Annotated in this window: 21 protein-coding genes; 13 read left to right on the top strand and 8 right to left on the bottom strand. The window is 71.3% G+C overall.

Annotated features, from left to right (window positions below; all coding sequences use genetic code 11):
- The first annotated feature begins 8 nt into the window (after positions 1–8).
- Genes K8625_RS22010 through K8625_RS22025 form a run of 4 tightly spaced genes read left to right on the top strand, consistent with a single transcriptional unit; the run spans position 9 to position 2954 of the window.
- The gene (locus K8625_RS22010; protein ID WP_223783799.1) at positions 9–908 is read left to right on the top strand and encodes a hypothetical protein; all 900 of its coding nucleotides are present in this window, start codon (positions 9–11) and stop codon (positions 906–908) included.
- On the top strand, positions 905–1558 hold the full coding sequence (locus tag K8625_RS22015; protein ID WP_223750451.1) for a hypothetical protein: 654 nt from the start codon (positions 905–907) through the stop codon (positions 1556–1558). The genes K8625_RS22010 and K8625_RS22015 overlap by 4 nt, the downstream gene beginning before the upstream one ends.
- Positions 1555–1902 carry a hypothetical protein gene (locus K8625_RS22020; protein ID WP_223783800.1) on the top strand — a complete coding sequence of 116 codons (348 nt, stop codon included), beginning with the start codon at positions 1555–1557 and terminating at the stop codon, positions 1900–1902. The genes K8625_RS22015 and K8625_RS22020 overlap by 4 nt, the downstream gene beginning before the upstream one ends.
- Positions 1902–2954, top strand: coding sequence for a hypothetical protein (locus K8625_RS22025; protein WP_223750449.1), 1053 nt, complete (start codon positions 1902–1904; stop codon positions 2952–2954). The genes K8625_RS22020 and K8625_RS22025 overlap by 1 nt, the downstream gene beginning before the upstream one ends.
- A 78-nt stretch (positions 2955–3032) precedes the next feature.
- Here the strand turns inward: K8625_RS22025 and K8625_RS22030 are convergent, their stop codons facing one another.
- Positions 3033–3416 carry a hypothetical protein gene (locus K8625_RS22030; protein WP_046716969.1) on the bottom strand — a complete coding sequence of 128 codons (384 nt, stop codon included), beginning with the start codon at positions 3414–3416 and terminating at the stop codon, positions 3033–3035.
- Positions 3417–3674: 258 nt separating this feature from the next.
- Between K8625_RS22030 and K8625_RS22035 the strand changes: the two genes are divergently transcribed.
- From K8625_RS22035 to K8625_RS22045, 3 genes are all read left to right on the top strand, one after another.
- Positions 3675–5168, top strand: a complete 1494-nt coding sequence (locus tag K8625_RS22035) for an ATP-binding protein (protein WP_223750447.1) — start codon at positions 3675–3677, stop codon at positions 5166–5168.
- A 100-nt stretch (positions 5169–5268) separates the two neighbouring features.
- Positions 5269–5871, top strand: coding sequence for a hypothetical protein (locus K8625_RS22040; RefSeq protein ID WP_223783801.1), 603 nt, complete (start codon positions 5269–5271; stop codon positions 5869–5871).
- Positions 5872–5891: 20 nt separating this feature from the next.
- Positions 5892–6899, top strand: coding sequence for a LysR family transcriptional regulator (locus tag K8625_RS22045; RefSeq protein ID WP_223783802.1), 1008 nt, complete (start codon positions 5892–5894; stop codon positions 6897–6899).
- Between the two features lie 43 nt (positions 6900–6942).
- On the opposite strand, the gene K8625_RS22050 is transcribed toward K8625_RS22045, so the two are convergent.
- The 3 genes from K8625_RS22050 to K8625_RS22060 are packed head-to-tail and all read right to left on the bottom strand — an operon-like array spanning position 6943 to position 9500.
- Positions 6943–7884, bottom strand: a complete 942-nt coding sequence (locus tag K8625_RS22050; RefSeq protein WP_223783803.1) for a pirin family protein — start codon at positions 7882–7884, stop codon at positions 6943–6945.
- A gap of 60 nt (positions 7885–7944) precedes the next feature.
- On the bottom strand, positions 7945–8877 hold the full coding sequence (locus K8625_RS22055) for a LysR family transcriptional regulator (protein ID WP_223750443.1): 933 nt from the start codon (positions 8875–8877) through the stop codon (positions 7945–7947).
- A gap of 32 nt (positions 8878–8909) precedes the next feature.
- Positions 8910–9500 carry a TetR/AcrR family transcriptional regulator gene (locus K8625_RS22060; RefSeq protein WP_223750442.1) on the bottom strand — a complete coding sequence of 197 codons (591 nt, stop codon included), beginning with the start codon at positions 9498–9500 and terminating at the stop codon, positions 8910–8912.
- Positions 9501–9688: 188 nt separating this feature from the next.
- Here K8625_RS22060 and K8625_RS22065 point away from each other — a divergent pair, with 188 nt between their 5' ends.
- From K8625_RS22065 to K8625_RS22075, 3 genes are all read left to right on the top strand, one after another.
- Positions 9689–10702: an NAD(P)-dependent oxidoreductase gene (locus K8625_RS22065; protein WP_223783804.1), complete on the top strand. Its 1014-nt coding sequence runs from the start codon at positions 9689–9691 to the stop codon at positions 10700–10702.
- Positions 10703–10734: 32 nt separating this feature from the next.
- Entirely contained in the window at positions 10735–11751 is a 1017-nt protein-coding gene (locus K8625_RS22070) for an NAD(P)-dependent oxidoreductase (RefSeq protein WP_223783805.1), read from the top strand.
- A 169-nt stretch (positions 11752–11920) separates the two neighbouring features.
- A complete protein-coding gene (locus tag K8625_RS22075; protein ID WP_223783806.1) occupies positions 11921–12223 on the top strand; it encodes a hypothetical protein in 303 nt (100 codons plus the stop codon).
- Here K8625_RS22075 and K8625_RS22080 read toward each other — a convergent pair.
- From K8625_RS22080 to K8625_RS22090, 3 genes are all read right to left on the bottom strand, one after another.
- Positions 12220–12726 carry a MarR family winged helix-turn-helix transcriptional regulator gene (locus K8625_RS22080; protein WP_141327493.1) on the bottom strand — a complete coding sequence of 169 codons (507 nt, stop codon included), beginning with the start codon at positions 12724–12726 and terminating at the stop codon, positions 12220–12222. The two genes, K8625_RS22075 and K8625_RS22080, sit on opposite strands and share 4 nt — an antisense overlap.
- Before the next feature lie 57 nt (positions 12727–12783).
- Entirely contained in the window at positions 12784–13161 is a 378-nt protein-coding gene (locus K8625_RS22085) for a response regulator (RefSeq protein ID WP_223750437.1), read from the bottom strand.
- Positions 13162–13241: 80 nt separating this feature from the next.
- Complete coding sequence (locus K8625_RS22090; protein WP_141327495.1) at positions 13242–13595, bottom strand: helix-turn-helix domain-containing protein; 354 nt, start codon at positions 13593–13595, stop codon at positions 13242–13244.
- Positions 13596–13827: 232 nt separating this feature from the next.
- Between K8625_RS22090 and K8625_RS22095 the strand changes: the two genes are divergently transcribed.
- From K8625_RS22095 to K8625_RS22105, 3 genes are all read left to right on the top strand, one after another.
- A complete protein-coding gene (locus K8625_RS22095) occupies positions 13828–15294 on the top strand; it encodes a GDSL-type esterase/lipase family protein (RefSeq protein ID WP_223783807.1) in 1467 nt (488 codons plus the stop codon).
- Between the two features lie 2 nt (positions 15295–15296).
- Positions 15297–17513, top strand: a complete 2217-nt coding sequence (locus K8625_RS22100) for a serine hydrolase domain-containing protein (RefSeq protein WP_370641949.1) — start codon at positions 15297–15299, stop codon at positions 17511–17513.
- 563 nt (positions 17514–18076) lie between these two features.
- A complete protein-coding gene (locus K8625_RS22105; RefSeq protein ID WP_223783809.1) occupies positions 18077–18838 on the top strand; it encodes a YIP1 family protein in 762 nt (253 codons plus the stop codon).
- 94 nt (positions 18839–18932) lie between these two features.
- Here the strand turns inward: K8625_RS22105 and K8625_RS22110 are convergent, their stop codons facing one another.
- Positions 18933–20030, bottom strand: a complete 1098-nt coding sequence (locus K8625_RS22110) for a hypothetical protein (RefSeq protein ID WP_223783810.1) — start codon at positions 20028–20030, stop codon at positions 18933–18935.
- Between the last annotated feature and the right edge of the window lie 115 nt (positions 20031–20145).

Consider the following 20145-nt stretch of genomic DNA (forward strand, 5'->3'; position numbering starts at 1 on the left):
CTCCCATCGTGTCCTTCGACGTCGACCGCTTCCGCGTGGAGAAGTGCTACCGCAACACCGCGCCTGTGTCCGTGTTGATGGAGGACCTGAATCGACTCGGGCACCTCGACGAGCACATGGCCGAACAGGCCCGCCTCTGGCGTCGTCGCCGCGGATGGGCCCTGAGGGGCTTCGCGGGCCTCGTCGGCCTGTCCTTCATCCTTCGCGGCTTCACGGAGGTCTCCTGGCTCGGCGGGTGGGCGTGGTGGCTCGGCTGGCTGTCGCTCGTGGGCGCGGTTGGCCTGCACCTCAAGGCTTCCGGCTACGCGGGGTGTGACCTGGAGGACCGCCGCTACCAGCTCCCCGCCCGACTGCTGCGCCCGCTGCTGCGGGACATCGATCCCCAGGAGCGCGTCACACTGGAGCTGGACTTCCAGCCCATCGACCACTCCTCGAAGTTCGTCCGCCAGGGCAGGACGGCCACTGGCTGGGAGACCAACGAGTTCGAGGATGCGTGGATGTCGCTCCAGGCCCGCCTGCGTGATGGCACCCACCTGCGCCTCTCCCTCACCGAGTGGCTCCAGAAGCGTACGCGCAGCCGGCGAAACCCCCGCGGCAAGTTCAAGACGAAGCACAAGCGCAAGAGCGCCACCTTCCTCCAGGCCCAGCTGCGCGTGAAGCCCGAGCGCCACCCCGGCCTCGCCCAGATGCGCGCGCAGGCCCAGCAGGCCGTGAAGCTGCCGCCCCAGGTGAAGCTGTCCCGGCTCGACGTGACGGAGGACAAGCTCGCGATGCGCGCCCACATGGACTCCGAATGGAAGGTGGAGCCGGACGCGACGCGGGCCTGCCTGATGATGCTGTTGAGCCTCTTCCAGGTGCTCCACGCCTCCTCGGCGCGCGGCAAGCACCTCACCTCGAGGGCTTCATGAGTCGCCTCCCACTTCTCCTGTGCCTGTTGCTCGCCTGGGGCTGCTCGCGCCCCTCCGGCTCCGAGCCTCCCCAGGCCCCCACGACCACCGCCGCCTCCGCGGAGGACGTGCCCCTGCCGGGCAAGCTCAAGTTCAAGGACGGCGACGGCCGCGAGCGCTTCTCCCTCAAGCCCAAGGACGATGGCGCCAAGCTCGTCGATGGTGACGAGCGCGAGCTGGCGCGCCTCAAGTGGAAGGGCGCCTCCCTCAAGGTCTCCGGTCCCGATGACGTGGCGCTGGGGTACGTGCTCGGCTCGTCCGGTGGCGCCATCATCGTGCGCGACGGCGAGCAGCGCCAGGTGCTCTACACCCTCGCCATCCAGGGGCCAGGCTGGCGCCTCACCGACTCGAAGGGCGCGTTGCTCTACACCGTGCTCCCGGAGGATGACGGTGCCCGTGTCTATGACGCGCCGGGCGCGGAGATTGCGCGCGTGAAGGTTCGCGAGGGCAAGGTGTCCCTGCGCGATGCCCAGGGCAAGACGACGCTCTCCACGCATGCGCTCGTGCGCGCGGACGCGGCGGCGTGCCTCGCCTTCGAGGCGGTGTCCTTGCCCTTGCGCGTGGCGCTGCTCCACCAGCTCCAGCAGCCGCCTTCCGGACCCACGCCATGAGCCCCGCTTCCGCGAATCCTGGCTGTCAGGTGCGGCTGGGCTTCCTGCTGCCCCACGAGTGTGGGGCGCCCGCGAGCATCCCGTGCGAGCTGTGCGGCAAGCTTGCTTGTGAGATGCACCTGACGTCGCAAGAGGACCAGACGGTCTGCACGGGGTGCGCGGGCGTGCTCTCCGGAGAGTCGGACGAGGCGAGCACCTACTACGACGACTACGGCTACTACGGCCGGGGCGCGTCGTGGGGGGGCGGCTCCTCGAGGGACCCGCATGACTTCACCGAGGCGGATGGCGAGAGCCTGCGCCACGAGGAAGATGCCTCCTTCGAGGAGGACCTGGGCGGAAGCTGATGACTCCCGCGCGCTGGCTCATCTACGCCCTGGGCGGCGGCATGGGGCACTTCACCCGTGCCTCGGGGCTCGCGCGCAACGCGGCTCGGAAGGGTCATCACGTCACGCTGGTGACGAACAGCCCCTTCGCGCCCGATGTCCCGCTGGAGGCGGTGCTCGGTCCGGAGGTGCATGTGCACCGGTTGAGCCCGGAGCTGGGCAAGGCCGCGATGCGCGAGACGGTGGACTGTCTGCTCGAGGGCGTGCGCCCGGACCTGCTCGTGGTGGACACGTTCCCTCGCGGGCTGGTGGGAGAGCTGGCGCCGCTGTTGCCCTCGCTGCGCATGGGCAAGGTGCTGGTGCATCGCGACTTGAACCCCACGTACGTCGCGCGCTTCGACATCGCCGCCGCGGTGGAGGACTTCCACCTGTTGCTCGTCCCGGGTGAGGACGCGCCCTTCGCGGGGCATCCGCGCGCGGTGCGCACGGAGCCTTGGTTGCTGCTCGGCCGCGAGGAGTGGCTCGGGCGTGAGGAGGCTCGTGAGCGGCTGGGCGTTGCGCCCGATGACACGCGTCCCCTGGTCGCGGTGATGGGGAGTGGCAACGCGCTGGAGGTGGAGGAGGCGGGGCTCATCGCCGCGCGGCTTCAGGAGCGGCTCGGTGCGAAGGCGCCGGTGCGGTGGCTCGCGCCTCCGGGGCCTTGGCTCTCCGAGAAGGCGCCCCGGAAGAAGAACGTGGTGCGAGACGGCGCGCCGCGTCCGTTGCGCGTGTGGCCCGCGCTGGCGGTGATGTCCGGTGTGGACGTGCTCGTCGGCGCGGGTGGCTACAACACCGTGCAGGAGGCCCGGGTGACGGGCACCCCGTTGGTGGCTCTCGCACGGGCGCGGCGCTACGACCGACAGGCGGTGCGGCTGCGCCCCGAGGAGCTGGCGCGCACGCCCGAGGAGCTGGTGGAGCGCGCGGTGGAGTTGGTGGACTCGCGCCCCAGGCGCGACCCTCCGAGCTACGCGAACGGTGCTCGGGACGCGGTGGCGCTCATCGAGCGCGTCCTGCTTGGTGCTCGGGGTGCCTGAGCCTCGGTGTCCGTGGCGAAACATCTCGAACCCCGGCGCCGTGCTCCGCGATGAACGGAGCACACGGCGCAACGGCGCTCAGTGCTTGAGGTCCTTGTGGCCCGGCGCGGGGTCGATGCCGTGCGCCATGATGAAGTGGTAGAGCACCTGCGGGTCCTCCTTCGGACCGCCCATCAGCTCCACCAGGAAGTGGCCCTGGGTGCCCGAGTCCGGGTCCGGCGCCACGTTCACCTCGGTGACCTCGCGGCCCGCCATCACCAGCTCGCCCACGAGCACCTTGCCCTTGAGCACCTGGATGATGTGCTGGCGGTCCTCCTCGAGCACCACCCAGTGGAAGTCGTCGTGGTCATACAGCATCGCGTCGACCGAGCCGCACCGGAGGATGCACTGCGTGTGTTCCTGGAGCCAGCGCCAGAAACCATCGAACTTCAGGGTACGACTCGGCTGGGGGAGCATGTCCATGGTGGTGACCTCACGCGCGGCCAGCAGGCTCTCGCCCGCCCGCCTCGCTGAAACCTCCCTAGCACGATTGCCCGCCGCCAGCGCTGACACCGTGCGGGGAACCCACCCCCGCGCCGCGCCGTTGTCCACTCGGTGAATCCCCCACCTCCTGGGCTTGTTCCTCCAGTCAGGTAGGGGGCACCGCCGTCTCACCCGTCCCCAGTCCAGGAGGGCTTGAACCGTGACCCGTCCCGCCCTCGCCACTCTCCAGGAGACACCATGAGCCTGCGTGCCTGGCTGGCCGCCACCATGGGCGGACTGGCCCTCCTCACCCTCATCGCCGCCATCGCGCTCATCGTCCTCACGAACGCGCAGACCCACTCGGCCAACACGCTCGGCAACTCCGTGGATGGGCTGCACATGGCGGAGGAGCTGGAGATCGACCTGCTCAACCACTTCCGCCTCAGCGGTGGCGCCGGGCCGCAGGACACCCGCTCCCAGCTCATCCGCGGGCGCTCCGTGGAGAGCATCGAGGCCTCGTTCCCCCTCCTGCTCGACGGGCTGGAGCGCAACGCCGTCAGCGACGCCGAGCGGACCCTCATCCAGGAGGTGGAGGAGGACTTCGAGCGCTACCTGCAGGCCCAGCGCGAGGCCGCACGCCTGCCCGCGCGCACGCGGCTGGCCCCCGTGGTGCCCGCGATGGACGCGGCGCTCGATTCGCTCGAGCGACTGGTGCAGCTCAACGTGGAGGAGGCCCGCGTGGCGCGGGAGGCCTCGGCGGACCTCAGCCGCCTGGGCAACACCGTGGGCCTGTCGCTGTGCGGCCTGCTCCTGATGGCCTTCGTCGTGGGCTCGCTCCTGTTGCAGCGCATCGCGCTCCAGCCGCTGAAGGACATCAGCCAGGCCATGCGCCGCTTCGGCGTGGGCCGCAAGCGCACGCGCGCCCCGGTGGCCGGGCCCACGGAGCTGCGGGACATGGCCAGCACCTTCAACGAGATGGCCAACGGCCTCACGCACCAGCAGGAGCAGCAGCTCGCCTTCCTCGCCGGCGTGGCCCACGAGCTGCGAAACCCCCTGTCCGCGCTGAAGCTGTCCACCGCGCTGTCCGAGCGCAGCCAGGCCCAGCTCACCCCGGAGCGCATGCAGCGCACCCTGGCGCTGGTGGGACGTCAGGTGGAGCGGCTGGACCGCATGGTGGGGGACCTGCTCGACGCCACGCGCATCGAGGCGGGCAAGCTGGAGCTGCGCCCGGAGGTGCGGGACGCGCGCGAGCTGGCGCGCGGCGTGGTGGAGCTGTACCGCTCGAGCGACAGCGGACACGTGCTCCAACTGGACGTGCCGGACGCGCCGCTCTTCGTGCGCGCGGACCCGGACCGGCTGGAGCAGGTGATGGCCAACCTGGTGAGCAACGCGCTGAAGTACTCCCCGGCGGGAAGCCGCGTGGAGGTGGCGGTGCGAGGGGAGGCGGAGCACGTGCTCCTGGTGGTGAAGGACCAGGGCATCGGCATCTCCGAGGAGGACATGGCCATCCTCTTCGCGCCCTTCCAGCGGCTGGGCAGCCCGCGCGGCAAGCGCGCTCCAGGGGTGGGGCTGGGGCTGTCCGTGGCCCGGCGAATCGTGGAGGCGCACGGCGGCGACATCGAGGTGCAGAGCGCTCCCGGGGCGGGGTCCTCCTTCTGTGTCCGGCTGGCGCGGGTGAGCGGCGAGAAGGCGCACGGCGCCGAGGGGCCTGCCGCGGAGGCCCGGGGCGGGGGCCCGGACGCCCTGCACTAGACGCAAAGCGTTGCGCGCGACGCTCGTGTCGTGGAGGCTGGGTGCGCCGGACGCTCGTCGGACGTACCTTCCGGGCCACATGCCAGGAGTCGCAGGGATTATGAAGAATTCGCGCCGGGTCGCGTCGCTCGCCATCCTGCTGTCCGTGGGAGGATTGGGGGCGTGTGCCTCCCGCCAGACGGCGCCCGAGACCCCGGTGGCCCCGTCGGCCGCCGCCAGGGCTTCTGTCGTCCAGTCCACGGAGGGAGGCTTCTCCGTCGCGCTGCCGGGGCCGGTGAGCGAGGAGCGCCGCTCGCAGCTGACGGATGTGGGCGAGGTGACACTCCATACGTTCATCGCCGAGCGCAAGGAGTCATCCACGGCGTACTACGTCTCGTACACGGACTTCCCCGCGTCGGCCGTGTCGCAGGCGAAGCCGGGCGACGTGGTGTCTCGCGCGAGCATGGGCGCGCTGGAGGCGCTGGGGGCCACGGGCGTGTCCTCGCGGCCGCTGACGCTGGAGGGCTTCCCGGGCTGGGAGGTGGAGGGCATCTCCGGGCCGCGCCGGCTCAAGGGCCGCTTCTACCTGGTGGGGCCCCGGCTCTATCAGCAGCTCCTGCTCCACCCGGAGGGCCAGCCGCCCGCCGACGCGGAGGCGTTCTTCGAGTCCTTCCGCCTGGACCCCCAGGTGGCGGCGATGTTGTCGGGCGCGCAGCGCTCCTGAGGGTGCCTTCAGGACGGTGCGTGCGCTATGCCCGTGCCGTCATGAACCTGTCCGCCATCGACCTGAACCTGTTCCTCGTCCTGCACGCGGTGCTGGAGACGGGGAGCGCCACGGACGCGGCCAAGCAGCTCCACGTCACGCAGTCCGCGGTGAGCAACGCGCTCGCCCGGCTGCGGGAGATGTTGGGGGACCCGCTCTTCGTGCGCAGCGGTCGAGGCCTGGTGCCCACGCCTCGCTGCGAGGAGCTGCGGCCGCTCGTGGTCAACGCGGTGGCGCAGCTGCAGGTGGCGGTGGATGGACAGCGCTTCGTGCCCGCGGAGAGCACGCGCACCTTCACGCTGTCGTGTGGCGACAACCAGGATGTCTGCGACGTGCCCCGGGTGGTGGAGGCCTTCGCCCGGAAGCTGCCCCGCGCGCGGCTGCGCGTGGTGAGCATCGACTTCCTGATGGCCTCGGACGGGCTGACCACGGGGGAGGTGGACGCGGCGCTGGCGCCCCAGATGGTGGCGACGCGGGATGGCTACTTCTGCGAGGACCTCTACCTGGAGGAGGTGGCCTTCCTGGTGCGCAAGGAGCATCCGCGCCTGCGCGGGTCGACGTTGACGAAGGAGGAGTTCAACGCCTCCCGGCACATCGGCATGGTCATCGCGCAGGGGCGTCCGGGCATCGGCCACCGCTACTTCCAGGAGTTCTGCAAGGAGCACGGCCTGGAGTTCAACCCCGCGCTGTCCGTCTCGCACTTCATCGCCGCGGGCATGGCCGTCACGCGCACGGACTACGTGGCGGGGATGCCGGGGCGCACCGCGGACGCGCTGTGCGCGATGCTGCCCGTCAAGCGGCTGCGCCTGGCCATCAGCACGCCGCCCATGACCATGTCGCTGATATGGCATGAGCGCACGCACACGGACCCCGGCGCGCGCTACTTCCGGCAGTTGATGGTGGAGGTGCTGAAGGAGCCGTCAATGACGCGGGCGGCGGAGCCCCGCGTGAAGCCACAGGCCGCCGCGCGTCGGGCCCGGGGACGCTGAGCGCCCGTCGGAACACAAGGGTCCGACGGGCGGCGCGCTGAATCTACGGGGTGGCGCCGGGCGAATCCTCGGGGATGTCGCCGAAGCGGCCCATCTCGAAGTCATGAATCGCCTGGAACAGCTCGCGCTGGCTGTTCATGACGAACGGGCCCATGTGGAAGATGGGCTCGCGGATGGGCTCGCCCGCGAGGACCACCAGGTGCGTGTCCTCCTCGGCGAGGAGCGTCAGGTGCTCGCCGTCGTTGGCGAACACGGCCAGCTCCCCCTCGGTGGCCCGCTCACCGCCGGACGACACGCGGCCGGAGGCGACGAGCACCATGGCGTTGTAGCAACGGGGCAGGGGGACTTCGAGCTTCGTCCCCGCGCGCACGTTGACGTCGAGCAGGGTGATGGGTGTGAAGGTCCGCGCGGGGCCTCGGGTGTCGGCGAAGTCGCCCGCGATGACGCGCACCATGCCGCCCTCGATGGGGACGGTCGGAATCTGGGCCGCGGTGATGGGCTGGTAGCCCGGGGCGGCCCGCTTGTCGGCGCGAGGGAGGTTCACCCAGATCTGCAGGAACTCGAAGATGCCGCCCCGCCGGGAGAAGGACTGCTCCTGGTACTCCTCGTGGAGGATGCCGGACGCGGCCGTCATCCACTGCACGTCGCCCGGGCCGATGACGCCCGAGTGGCCCGCGTTGTCACGGTGCGCGACGACGCCCTGGAAGGCGAGCGAGACGGTCTCGAAGCCCCGGTGCGGGTGCCAGCCGACGCCGCGCTGCCCCTTGGCGAGGGCCGGGTACTCGTACGGAGGATGGTGGTCCAAGAGCAGGAAGGGGCTGACGCGCTCCTGGGTGAGGCCGCCACTGGGGACGAGCGTCTTGACGCGGAAGCCGTCACCGACCCAGTGCAGGGGCCCGCCGCCGTGGACGCTCTCGAGCGTCCGCGCGCGGGGAGGCGCATGGGGAACGGTGGGGGGAGGAAGTGTCTGGGTCGTGGTGCTCATGACCCAAACAGTAAGGCTGGGAGTCGACGTGTAAATCGCCGCTGCCCATGATGCTTGGCATCACGTCGTGTGATGGTCCGCGGACAGCGCGAGCTGACACAGGTCCGTGAGCCGGTTCGAGGCCCACGTGGCCACCGGGCCCAGCGGCACGCCCTTGCGGCGCACCAGGGCGAGCGGGCGCCGGGGCGGAGGGCCTCCCTCCCACGCGGCGAGCCGCAGCTGCACGAGCCTGCCGGCATTCAGGTCCTCGCGCACCAGGTGCTCGGGCTCGTGGCCCCAGCCGAGTCCCCCGAGGATGAGGGCATGTTTCGTCATCAGGTCCGCGACGCGCCACTGCTTCGGCGACAGCACGCCCCGGTCCGTCGTGCCCGCCTTGCCCGTGGGCAGCCGCTCGCTCAGCACCAGCTGCGTGGCGGAGGCGAGGTGCTCCTCGGTGATGACACCCTTCACATGGGCCAGCGGATGCGAGGGCGCGGCGACGGGCAACATGCTCAACAACGCGATGGGCCGCTGCTCCAGGCCGGTGAGGTCCAGGTCCGCGCCGGCGATGCCGAGCGTCGCCTTGCGCTCGCGCAGGCGCTCCGTCACCGCGGAGAGCAGCTCCACCTCCAGCGTCAGCTCCACGCCCGGATGTGTCTGGGCCAGCTCACGCACGAAGGAGAGCAGCGCGGGAGTGGGGAACATCGCGTCGACGACGAGCGCGAGCTTCGTCTCCTCGCCACTCTTGATGCGGCCCACCACCGACTGGAAGGTGGCCAGGTCTTCATGGAGACGGCGCGCGGCGGCGACCACGGCCTCGCCCTTGGCCGTGAGCCGGGGGACGCGGCTGCTGCGGTCGAAGAGGCGCAGGCCCAGCTGCTTCTCCAGCCGCTGGATGGCCTGACTGACGGCGGGCTGGCCCAGGCCCAGCTTGCGCGCCGCCGCGGAGAAGCTGCCCTCCTCGGCCACCGCGCGGAGCGTCCGGAGCTGGTCGATGGTGACGCTGTCGAGCACCGCGCGACTGCATCACATCGACGCGGGCGGTGCTACTTGCGCGAGGTCAACCAGGAGACGATGAGCGACGCGAGCGTGTTGGCCGCGGTGCCCTCCGCCACGGCCCCGCGCAGCACGTCGCGCGACAGGGCCTCCGCCGCGCCGATGATGGCCACGCAGCGCTGGCGCAGGGCCTCCCGGGGCAAATCGCAGAAGGGCGCGAGCGTGCGCTGGTAGAAGTCCACGTACTGGTCCAACAGGCCCTGGTGGAAGGCCTCCATCTGCCCGTCCCCCTTGAGCGCGGCGGCGATGGCGAAGTGCTCGGGGCCGGACGTGGTGTAGCAGCTCATGTACGCGGCGCTCATCACCCGGGCCACGTCCTCCAGCTTGCGCCGCGTGCGCTCGAGCGCCTCCTGAAGCTGGGCCACCTGCCGCGCGTCGGTGCGCTCGTACAGCGCCATCAACAGCCCGGCGCGCGTCTGGAAATGCTCGTAGGTGATGGGCTTGCTCACCCCCGCGCGCTCGGCCAGGTGCCCGAGCGTCAGCGCGTCCGTGCCCTCCTCACGCACCACCGCCACCGCCACGTCGAGCAGCTGCTCGCGTCGCTGGGCCTTGGGCAGCTTCTTGGAAGAGGTCTCACTCATGCGCGTCACCACGGCTCTTGAGGGCTTAGTCGCCTCGCCCCTGGCGCGCAACCGACGGGGTCCTGGTCGAAATGGTTGCGGACCTACTTTTAGTAACTTACTTCCTGTAGGGTCGTCGGAATTCCCGTCCGCGCCGGTCCTCCGGCCCTCTCGACCACTGCCTTCGCTGGCAGGGGAGCGCACCCGTCATGTCTTCACCCACGCAGAAGCCCGTCCTCATCATCGGAGGCTCGGGCGTCGTCGGCTCGATGGCCGCCCAGACGCTTCGTCGTTTCCATCCCGAGCTGCCCATCACGATTGGCGGGAGGGATGTGGCCCGCGCGGAGGCAGTGGCCCAGAAGCTGGGGCACGCGGACGCGGTGCGCGTGGACTTGTCGCGCGGGGATTTGGGATTGCCCGAGGGGCGCGGGTACAGCGCCGTGGTCCTGTTCGTGAAGGACCACACGCTCAACGCGCTGCGCTTCGCCCAGGCCCGGGGCATCCCGCACCTGGGCATCTCCACGGCCCTGTTCGAGGTGGCGCCCGAGGTGACGTACTACATGAACGCGCCCCAGCGCTCGGCGGTGCTGCTGGGCACCAGCTGGCTGGTGGGCGCGGCGACGCTGCCCGCGCTCCACTTCGCGCGGGAGTTCAAGACGCTGGACTCCATCGCGATGGGGGCCGTGCTGGACGAGCAGGACGTGGGGGGGCCCGCCGCGTCCGCGGACCTGGAGCGCGCCGCGAGCGCCGCGCCCAACGCGCTCATCCTCGAGGACGGCAAGTGGCGCTGGGTGGGCGGCGCGGCGGGGGAGCGTCGCTTCCGTGATGGCGACGGGAACGAGCACGTGGGGCAGGCGTACTCGCTGACGGACCCGGTGAGCCTGGCGGCCGAGACGAAGGCGCGCGCCATCCGGCTCGACGCGGTGGTGGGCCTGTCCGCCGGGCGTCGCAAGGGTGGGGCCTGCTCCGTCGAGACGCTCTTCGAGCTCGAGGGCACGCTGCAGGACGGCACGCGGGCACTCGTGCGCTACGAGATGAGCCACGCGCAGGGGCAGGCGCCTGTCACGGCGGTGGGCGTGGCCGTGAGCGTGGAGCGACTGCTGGGGCTCGCGGGCGGCGCTCCCGTCGCGCCGGGGCTCTACCTGCCGAACGTCCTCATCGAGCCCGCCTATCTGATGCGACGGCTCGAGGAGGCCGGTGTCCGTACGCGCCGCCTCTCCTGATTCGCATCCCCTTGCTCGAAAGGAATCCCGTCATGAACAACGCATCGAAGCTCAACCCCGTCCTCTTCATCGGTGGCTCCGGCGTCGTCGGTCGTCGCGCCGTGAAGGCCCTCCGCGACCTCCAGCCGCACCTCCCCCTCCGCATCGGCGCGCGCGATGTGACGAAGGCGTCCGCGCTCGCGCGTGAAGTGGGCCACGCCGACGCCGTGCGCATCGACCTGGAGCGCGATGACCTGGGCCTGCCTCCGGGCTCCACGTTCAGCGCCATCGTCGTGCTGCTCAAGGACGACTCGCTCCGGACCCTGCGCTACGCGCAGGACCAGGGGGTGCCCTACGTGTCCTTCTCCGACTTCGTCTTCGACATCGGCCCGGAGGTCGCGCTCCACGTCCAGCGGCCCACCGCCGCGCCCACGCTGCTGCTCGGGCACTTCCTGGGCGGCACCGTCGCCCTGGCCACGCTCCACTTCGCGCGCGAGCTGGCGAAGGTCCACGCCATCCGCATCTGCGCCGTGTTCGACGAGGAAGACGTGGGCGGACCCGCCGCGCTCGGCGACATGGACCGCGTGGCGAAGGGCGTGCCCAGTCCGCTCATCCGCAAGGAGGGCCGGTTCCTCTGGGCCACCCGCGAGGCCGACCTCACGCGCACCTTCCAGGGCGTCGACGGCACGCAGTGGCAGGGCCGCGCGTATCCGCTGCTCGACGTGGCCTCGCTCGCGGCGGTCACGGACGCGAGCGACATCCGCCTGGACTTCGCGCTGCGCCCCGCGTCGCGCCGCGCGCCGGGACAGGGTCCGGGCCACGAGGTCATCATCGAGTTGGAGGGCGTGAAGGCGGACGGAACGCCGTCACTCGTGCGTCACGCGCTGGTCGACGCGGACGTCCATTCCGGTCTCAGCGGAAAGGGCGCCGCGCTCGCCGTGGAGCGGCTGCTGGGCCTCACGGGTGGGGCGCCCGTGAAGCCCGGCTTGTACTCACCCGAGGGTGTGCTCGACGCGGCCTACGTCGTGAGCCGCCTCCAGGAGTGGGGAACACGGATTCACCGCGTATGACGCAATCGAGTGCCTGGAGAGGAGGCCGCCGTCCCCACCCGACTGGCGACTGTCAGTCCACGGGCGGATACTCGCGCCTCCCCCTCACTCCGTCCCCGCAGGAGTCCGCTTCATGTCGCGTCCGCTGACCGCAGCACTCCCTCGTCCTTCTTCGGTGAATCGGTCTTCCGTGAGTGTCGCGGTCTCGAACGTGAAGGTGGCGGACCCCGGTGACGCGGGCGCGCCGCGCGCCGTGCCCGTGGGTGAGCGCACGGAGCGGCTCGACGGCATCTCCCGCTTCATGCAGGAGCTGGAGCAGGGACAGCGCGCGCTCGTCGGCGTCATCCAGTCGGCGCCCTCGGGCGAGCGGCTGTCCAACGCGGAGCTGCTCGCGCTCCAGGCCTCGATGACGCGCTACACCCAGGCGCTGGAGCTGGTGAGCCAGTTGGTGGGAATCGGCGGCAGGCCGACGCGCACCGCGCCGGCGCGCTAGCCGGACTTCTTGCGCTGACCCCGGGGCGCCGCGGCGGAGGACTCCTCACCCAGCCGCGCGCCCAGTTGCTCCCGGATGGCGAGCACGCGGGCCTTCAAGTCCCGGAGCTCCTCCAACGAGCAGCCCGAGGCCTCCAGGATGGACGGAGGCACGCTCTCCGCCCTGGCGCGCAGCGCGCGACCGGACGCCGTCAGGCGGATGCGCACCTGGCGCTCGTCGAGCACGTCCCGCTCACGCTTGAGCAACCCCGCCGACTCCAGCCGCTTGAGCAGCGGCGTCAGCGTGCCCGAGTCGAGCAGCAGCCGCTCCCCCAGCGCCTTCACCGTGACGCCGTCCTCCTCCCACAGCACCATCATCGCCAGGTACTGGGGATACGTGAGGCCCAGCTTCTCCAGGAGCGGCCGGTACGTGCGGTTGAGCAGGTGCACCGTCGAGTACAGGGTGAAGCACAGCTGCTCGTCCAGGTGCAGCGCGTCGCCGCGCTTCTTGTTCGACGGGGACATGACGGCTCCTCTCCCCACCATGCCCCCGGACTGCATTGTGCGCAATGAAATCGCGCCTCAGGGCCGGGGCAGGTCGCGCGCCAGCCGCAGCCAGACGGGGAGCCGCTCCAGGAGCGTCTCCAGGTCGAAGGGCTTGAGCAGCGTGTCGAGCACGCCGGGGTGATGGATGGGCCGCGTCGTCATCGCCACGACGGCGAGGCCCGGCCAGTGCCGCGCCACGCGCCCGAGGAAGTCCTGGCCCGTCATGCGCGGCATTCCCATGTCGAGCAGCACCAGCCTGGGACGGCCGTGCACCTCCAACCAGGTGAGCGCCTCCAGGCCGTCCTTCGCCATGGACACGAGCTGTCCCGTGCTCGCGATGATTTCGACGACGGCGGCGCGCAGGTCCGCATCGTCCTCCACGACGAGGAGGATGCCTTCGGGGACTCCCGACATATGCGAGCGTGCGTAGGTCAGCGTGGCCGTGGGGAACAGGGAACATCTGCCGGTTTCCACCGGCAGATGTCCGAAGAAGACTACGAGTCCTCGAACATCGCCTGGAGCACCCTCCGGGCGAGCTTCACCTCCGGGTCGGAGCGACACGAGAGGAAGTCGCAGATTTCCGCCACGTCGCCGGTTCGCTCGTGCTCGAAGCCCTGGAAGAGCGTCTTGAGCGACACGTCCAGGCCCACCGACAGCTTGCCCAGCGTGTCGAGCGAGGGAGAGAAGGACCCGCGCTCGATCCGACGGATGGCATCCACGGAGAGGTCGCACCGCTCGGCCAGCACCTCCTGGGTGAGCTCGCGGCCATTACGGAGCTGGCGTACATGGCTGCCGAACTTGCGATGGAACCTCGTCCAGTTCGCTACCTTGTTTTTCGCTTTCTCCATATGAGTGGCGGGTAATTTGGGGACGGGGCGGCCCAAGTGAAGTGAGTCTGTTGGCGTGTGGACCCTGGCATCGGCCTGTCCGCCAACTCGCAGGCCCTGTGTGTCGCAGGCGCGCGCGAAACCAGTGGGCAAGGTGCGAGCCCCCGGAAGCTTCGGGCTCCCTCGGAGAGCAGGGGGCCTGGCGGGCCGGGAAAATGCGCGAGCGGAAGCTTTCGTCTACGCTGGATGCCGCATGACGCATTCGGAAGTCGGGTGGGTGGGCGTCGGGCGCGTGCTCCGCGTCCTGGCCTGTGGCGGGCTGCTGACCGCTTGTGAAATCGGTTCCGAGGCACGTCCCCCCTCCGCGCCAGTCCCCGCGGCGGTGGCGACGCCGGCCGTGGCGTCACCGAGGACCCCGGTGCCGGTGACACCCGCCGTGGCGCCCCGCAGGGTCTTTCCGGAGCCGACCGAGCGGACCCGCTCGACGCAGGCGCTGGCGGTGAAGCTGGGTGCTCCGGGCGCGAAGGTGGAGGACCCGTGCGTGGCGTCGGTGGCGCAAGGGTGCGTGCGCACCGCGCTGGCGCCCTTCTTCGAGTCGCTGGACGCGCTGTCGTCGGGCACGGCGAGGCGGCCCACCGTCATCGAGGCGTTCGGCAACTCCCTCATCGCGGGAGATCGCATCGTGGACATCCTGCGGGATGACCTGGGCGCGAGCTTCGGCGCGGCGGGGCGGGGCGTGCTGCTGGTGGACCGGATGGCGCCCTACGGCGGGCGTGGCCGGGCGAGCCACAGCGCGAGCGGTTGGACGCCGCGCACGCTGGGCGAGCTGCGCGCGCCGCCGCTGCCGTTCGGAATCACCGGCGTGTACCACGTGGCCACCCAGGCGAAGGCGCGCGGCCGCTTCAAGCTGGAGGGCGAGGCGCGGGGCACGCTGTGGTGGCTGGACGTCCCGCGCGGGGGCGCGCTCAGCGTGGTGAGCGGCGACACGGTGCTGGCGCGGACGACGCCGGAGGGCACGGGCGCGTCGCGCTCCACGCGCTTCGAGCTGCCGCCCGGCGCGACGACGGTGGACGTGGTGGCGGAGGGCAAGGGCGCGGTGGTGCAGGGGGTGGTGCTCCAGCACGAGCGCCCTGGCATCGTCCTGGACATGTTGGGCGTCCCGTCCGCGGACGCGAGCCTGTACGCGCGGCTGGAGGACGGAGCGCTGCGCTCGCAGCTCACCGAGCGGGACCCGAAGCTGCTGGTGTTCTTCCTGGGCGGCAACGAGTCCAAGCGCCTGGAGTGGAAGCGCACGGACCTGGCGACGCTGCGCGAGGACCTGGGGGCGCTCTTGCGGCGGGCCCGCGTGGCGGCGCCGTCGAGCGCGTGCCTGGTGGTGGGGCCGATGGACGCGGTGCGCGACTCGAAGGACTCGGGCAAGGCCTTCACCCAGCGCCCGTTCCTGGAGGCGGTGGTAGAGGCGGAGCGCGAGGTGTCGCTCGCGGAGGGCTGCGCGTTCTTCAACCTGTACGAGGCGATGGGCGGCAAGGGCGCGCTGACGCGCTTCCACAAGTCCGGCTTCATGCATGACGACCTGGTGCACCCGCGTGGACGCGGGCTGGATGTGCTGGGGCACCTGGTGACGGACGCGCTCCTGCGCGCGTGGGTGGAGACGCCGCCGGCCCAGGGCCCCGTGGCCCAGGTGGCTCCGGCGGCCGAGCGGGTGGAGGCCGTGCCATGAGGATGCGAAGCGCGGGGTGGCTGGCCGTCGTCCTCTGGGTCTCGACGCCGGTGGTCGCGGCGCCGAAGCTGCCGTCCAGCTGTGAGAGCGTGGACGTGGACGAGGCCGGCGCCTCGCCGCGCGCGCTGCCCGAGGAGGTGACGAAGGCGCTGGACGCCATCGTCCGCTCGGAGCTGTCCCAGGGGCCCGTGGCGGGCTTGTCCGTCGCGGTGTCCCGCGGGGAGCAGCGGTGGGTGTGTGGCTATGGCTACCGCGACGTGGCGAAGCGGCTGCCCGCGACGCCGCGCACCACGTACCGCATGGCGTCCGTCACCAAGTCCTTCACCGCGGTGGCGGTGCTGCAGTTGGTGGAGCAGGGCAAGCTGTCGCTGGACGCGGACATCCACGCGGTGGTGCCGACGTACCCGGAGAAGCAGTGGACCGTCACGGTGAAGGATTTGCTGGGACACCTGAGCGGCGTGCCCACGTATGACGGCGTGGCGTCGACCCAGAACGTGAAGGCGGTGAGCACCGAGGAGGCGCTGGCGGTGTTCTCGCACAAGCCGCTCGCGTTCGAGCCGCGCTCCCGCTACCTGTACAGCACGTGGGGCTACAACCTGCTGGGCGCGGCGGTGGAGTCCGCGTCCGGGCAGTCGTATCGCGACTACCTGCGCGAGCATGTCTTCCAGCCCGCGGGTATGGCGCACGCGGACCTGGATGTCACCGCGACGCGCGATGAGCACCAGGCGGTGGGCTACCGGGTGAAGGACGGGGTGCTCCAGCGCTCGCGCTTCCTGGATGTGTCCAGCCGCTTCGGTGGGGGTGGGACGCGGGGGACGGTGGGGGACATGCTCGGCTTCGGTCGGGCGGTGCTGTCGCACCGGCTGGTGTCTCGCGACACGATGGGGAAGATGCAGGCGTCCATGGCCACGAGCGATGGGCGGCTGACGGACTACGGCATGGGCTTCGCGACCTATCCGCTGCGCGGCCACTACCTGGTGGCGCACGCGGGAGGGCAGCCGGAGACGACGACGCTGCTGGTGATGTTCCCCGCGGAGGACACGGTCATCTCGCTGGCCACGAACATCGAGGGCGAGGCGAAGCGCCTGCGCCGGCTGTCCATCCGGTTGATGGAGGGGGTGCTGGAGCAGGGCGTCACGCGGCGGGATGCGCACTTCACGGACCCGGTGGACTCGGTGGTGTACGAGGGGCTGGGGCGCATCGCGAGCTACGGGCTCGCGTACCATCTGTGGGCCACGCGCGGGCCGGGCTCGCTGCCGGCGGACGAGGACCTGCCGGGCGCATTCAGCCGGGTGTCGGAGCTGCTGGACCGCAAGGCGATTGCGCGCGATGGCAAGGCGGCGCTGGAGCGCATCCGCGGTGGGCATGACCCGCGGCTGGGGTCGGTGTTCATCCGCGTGGGCGCGCACATGGCGCGCACGTTGGAGAAGGCGCGGGGCCCGGAGCGGCTGCTGGCGTATCCGGCCGAGGGGCCGCTGTCGTTCTTCGCGGACTACCTGGCGGCGTGTGAGGCGCAGGGAGCGCCGGACACGGAGCGCTTCGGGGAGCCGCTGCGCACGGACCTGCTGCGGTTCGTGGCGGGGTGGAAGCGCGCGGAGGTGCCAGAGCTGCAACGTCAGCGGCTGGACGAGGAGTCGAACCCGGAGCCGCGCTGGGCGGTGGTGAAGAAGGCGGCGGGGCTGTCGCCGGACGTGCGGCCGGACTACTCGGACGAGATGCTGCGCATCGCGGAGCGCTTCGCGTGGCGCAAGCAGCAGGCGGGGCGGCTGCGCTGGCTGGAGCGCGCGGTGGAGCTGCACCCGAGGAGCGTGGACGCCCGGCTGGCGTTGGCGCAGGCGCTGCTGGTGGCGAAGCGGGACGAGGAGGTGCTGGGGCATCTTCGCGAGGCCCACGCGACGCCGCAGGGCATGCTGGCGCTGGCGCCGACGCCGCTGCTCAAGCGCGTGGCGGAGGCGGAGTCTCCGCGCGTGGGGCTGGGGCTCTTGCGCGCGGCGGTGGCGCTGCATCCGGAGTCGCCGGAGCTGTGGGAGGCGCTGGCGAAGCGGGAGAAGGCGCAGGGGCACAAGGCCGAGGCGAAGGCGGCGCTGCGTCAGGCGCGACGCGCGCGTGAGGCCCGGCCGGAGCCCTCGGTGGACCCCGCGAGCCGGAGCGGTGGAGACCGTGGCGCGGGCCCCGTGCCGGATGACCACGGACTGGTGCGGCCGCGTCCGTCGCCCTGAGCGGGGGCTCGCGTCGCGGGCCGGAGCGGTGGAGACGGTGGCGCGTGCATGGGCCTCTCGCCTCGCGCGGGCGCCTCGTTGCGAGCCCACGCGCCGGAGCGGCGCGAAGCTCGTGCGCCCATGCTCTTCTCTCGCGCGGGCGCCTCGTTGCGAGCCCACGCGCTGGAGTGGCGCGGGCGCCACGTGCCGGAGCGGCGCGGCGGATGCGCCCGCGTTCCTCGCATTGCGAGGATGCCTCGCTCCGAGTCATGACCCGGGCGGGTGCCGGAATGAGCACGGGTTGATGCGTCCGTGTCTCATGTTCTGAGCGGGTGGCATGCTCGTCGAGTCACCGAGGGCAGACGGGCAGGCGCTGCGCATGAGGCGCTCCCGCAGGCGTTCCGCTGGGGCCTTGCGAGCGTTGCGACTGTGCGAGGATGTGAAGCGTGTCCGAGTTCGTGTGTCCCTTCTGTCAGGCCCCCGTGGGCGCAGGTGCCCTTCGCTGCGGTGGCTGCGGCGCCTCCTTTGTCGTCTCGCCTCCGCCCGACTCGGGCGCTCCGGTGTGTGCCGTCCATCCTCAGTGGATGAGCCTTCATGCCTGTGAGCGCTGCGGCGCCTTCGCGTGCGCCCGGTGTCTGCGCCGAGGTCCTCGGCTGGAGCTGGTCTGCGAGTCGTGCCACGCCCGCGTGCCCCACGCCCTGCTTCCGTGGGACCAGCGCGCGGAGCTGGGCTGGGTCAAGGCGTTCTGGAGGACGTGCGTCGAGGTGATGCTCCGCCCCGTCACCACCTTCGAGCGGATGTCTCGCGAGGCGTCGGTGGGCGACTCGCTCCTCTTCGCCGGCCTCAGCGCGTTCGTGGGCTACGCCTCCACCTGGCTCCTCTACACCCTCTTCCTGCTCGCCTTCCCCTACGAGAGCTTCCCCGCCAGCGGCTCCGACAACGAGACCCACCCCGCGCTCTTCCGCGGCGTCGTCGTGGTCCTCTTCGTCGTCTGCATGCTGCTGTTGCCGTTGCTGAGCATGGGCCTCACGCTCGCTGTCGCGGGGCTGGACCACCTGGTGCTCAAGGTCGCCGGCGCGCAAGGCACGTTCAGGACGACGCTGCGCGGCCATGCCCTGTCCCAGGGCGTCAACCTCGCGGGCCTGGTGCCCTTCTGCAGCATGTACGTGCTGCCCTTCTGGAGCCTCGGCGTCCGCGTCTCCGCGTACCGGAGCCTGCACGGTGTCGGCTGGGGGCCCGCGGTGTTCGGCGCGCTGCTGATACCCGCGCTCACCTGCTGCATCGGCGTGGGCAGCTACGTGGCCATCATGACGGCCATCCTCGCACCCGGGACCCTCAAGCTCTGACGACCGCGCTCGGTGCTTCGCGTCTCCATGCCGTGGAGGGGGTCCTGCCTTCGCGTCGCCGCGACGCGAAGGCGCGCTCATGCACCTGAGGGGACTACTGCGTCGCCGACGCGCCCGCCGTCGGGATGGCGGCCGTCACCGTGCGCTGCTTGGGCCAGAAGCGCGCGTCGTGCACGTCGTCCAATGACGCGATGCGCTTCTTCGTGCGCGCGTCGTAGACGCGGGCGTGGGCCTCCGCGCTCACCAGCAGCAGGGCGCCCCTCACGCGCACGGCCACCACCTCCGTGGGGGACAGCGACAGGGACTCGGGCTCCGCCAGCCGGTCCTCCGACTCCCACCGCAGCGGCAGCATCAGCACCGGCAGCTCGGTCGCCGCGCGCCACGCGTACAGCGGCCCGCCATGCGTCTCCAGCGAGACCCAGGCGCCGTACTCCGTATGGCCCTTGTCCTTCACCACCGCGTCCAATCGCACGGCGTCCTCGCTGCCCTCGGAGAGCTCCGTCGCGACGGGGTCGTCCGGGTCCGTGCCGACGGTGGAGGACACCAGCTGGCTCGCGGTGGCCAGCGCGCTCGTGCCCGGCGCGTCCTCGGTCTCGTACACCGTGGCGACCGACTCGATGCGCTTCCACGCCTCACCCTCGCGGCGGTACGCGTGGGCCAGGCCCGGGCTGCTGCCCTCCATCTCCGGCACCATCAGCTTGCGGCCGTCGACGACGAAGAACTCCTCGCCGCGCTCCTCCTTGCGCGCCAGCCCCTCGAGCTGGGAGACGAGCGCCACCACCTGCCCCCGGGCGTCGAAGCCGACCGTGTCCGTGTGGCCCTCGGTGGGCAGCGGCAGCGGGACACCCTGGGCGGCGTCGAAGTCCACCCTCCAGGCGCGCGGCTGCACATTGCCGTTGCCCCGGTCCACCAGGACGCCCTGCTTGCCGTCCGGGCTCCACGCCAGGCGGACCCGCGCGCAGGGCGCCTCCACGGTGGCCAGGGCCTTGCGTATGCCCGTGGTGTCCTGACGCAGCCACGTACAGCTCGCTGGCGCCGCGTCCTGGAGGAGCGACAGCGAGAAGGCGGGCACGGGCTCCGGGGCGGGCTTGGGCGCCGCGGGCGTCTCGGGGACGGGGTCCTGTGACTTCTTGCAGGCGCCACCGAGAAGCATGGTGCCGAGGAAGAACGCGGGGCCGAGATGGCGGAGCATGGAGGCTCTCCGGTGCGGGGTTCCTTCACACCATCGCAGAACGGCCGGAGTGGGAGGAAGTCACCCTCGGAGTAGACGGCGAGGAAGTTTCCGATAGACCACTCGCGCGTGGGTG

Source organism: Myxococcus sp. AS-1-15 (genome assembly GCF_020037055.1).
GTDB lineage: Bacteria > Myxococcota > Myxococcia > Myxococcales > Myxococcaceae > Myxococcus > Myxococcus fulvus.

Excerpts from the sequence above, each read along its gene's own strand:
- K8625_RS22015 (WP_223750451.1), top strand. The coding sequence starts at position 905 with ATGAGTCGCCTCCCACTTCTCCTGTGCCTGTTGCTCGCCTGGGGCTGC.
- K8625_RS22020 (WP_223783800.1), top strand. The coding sequence starts at position 1,555 with ATGAGCCCCGCTTCCGCGAATCCTGGCTGTCAGGTGCGGCTGGGCTTC.
- K8625_RS22025 (WP_223750449.1), top strand. The coding sequence starts at position 1,902 with ATGACTCCCGCGCGCTGGCTCATCTACGCCCTGGGCGGCGGCATGGGG.
- K8625_RS22030 (WP_046716969.1), bottom strand. The coding sequence starts at position 3,416 with ATGGACATGCTCCCCCAGCCGAGTCGTACCCTGAAGTTCGATGGTTTC.
- K8625_RS22035 (WP_223750447.1), top strand. The coding sequence starts at position 3,675 with ATGAGCCTGCGTGCCTGGCTGGCCGCCACCATGGGCGGACTGGCCCTC.
- K8625_RS22040 (WP_223783801.1), top strand. The coding sequence starts at position 5,269 with ATGAAGAATTCGCGCCGGGTCGCGTCGCTCGCCATCCTGCTGTCCGTG.
- K8625_RS22050 (WP_223783803.1), bottom strand. The coding sequence starts at position 7,884 with ATGAGCACCACGACCCAGACACTTCCTCCCCCCACCGTTCCCCATGCG.
- K8625_RS22060 (WP_223750442.1), bottom strand. The coding sequence starts at position 9,500 with ATGAGTGAGACCTCTTCCAAGAAGCTGCCCAAGGCCCAGCGACGCGAG.
- K8625_RS22065 (WP_223783804.1), top strand. The coding sequence starts at position 9,689 with ATGTCTTCACCCACGCAGAAGCCCGTCCTCATCATCGGAGGCTCGGGC.
- K8625_RS22070 (WP_223783805.1), top strand. The coding sequence starts at position 10,735 with ATGAACAACGCATCGAAGCTCAACCCCGTCCTCTTCATCGGTGGCTCC.
- K8625_RS22080 (WP_141327493.1), bottom strand. The coding sequence starts at position 12,726 with ATGTCCCCGTCGAACAAGAAGCGCGGCGACGCGCTGCACCTGGACGAG.
- K8625_RS22085 (WP_223750437.1), bottom strand. The coding sequence starts at position 13,161 with ATGTCGGGAGTCCCCGAAGGCATCCTCCTCGTCGTGGAGGACGATGCG.
- K8625_RS22090 (WP_141327495.1), bottom strand. The coding sequence starts at position 13,595 with ATGGAGAAAGCGAAAAACAAGGTAGCGAACTGGACGAGGTTCCATCGC.
- K8625_RS22095 (WP_223783807.1), top strand. The coding sequence starts at position 13,828 with ATGACGCATTCGGAAGTCGGGTGGGTGGGCGTCGGGCGCGTGCTCCGC.
- K8625_RS22100 (WP_370641949.1), top strand. The coding sequence starts at position 15,297 with ATGCGAAGCGCGGGGTGGCTGGCCGTCGTCCTCTGGGTCTCGACGCCG.
- K8625_RS22105 (WP_223783809.1), top strand. The coding sequence starts at position 18,077 with ATGAGCCTTCATGCCTGTGAGCGCTGCGGCGCCTTCGCGTGCGCCCGG.
- K8625_RS22110 (WP_223783810.1), bottom strand. The coding sequence starts at position 20,030 with ATGCTCCGCCATCTCGGCCCCGCGTTCTTCCTCGGCACCATGCTTCTC.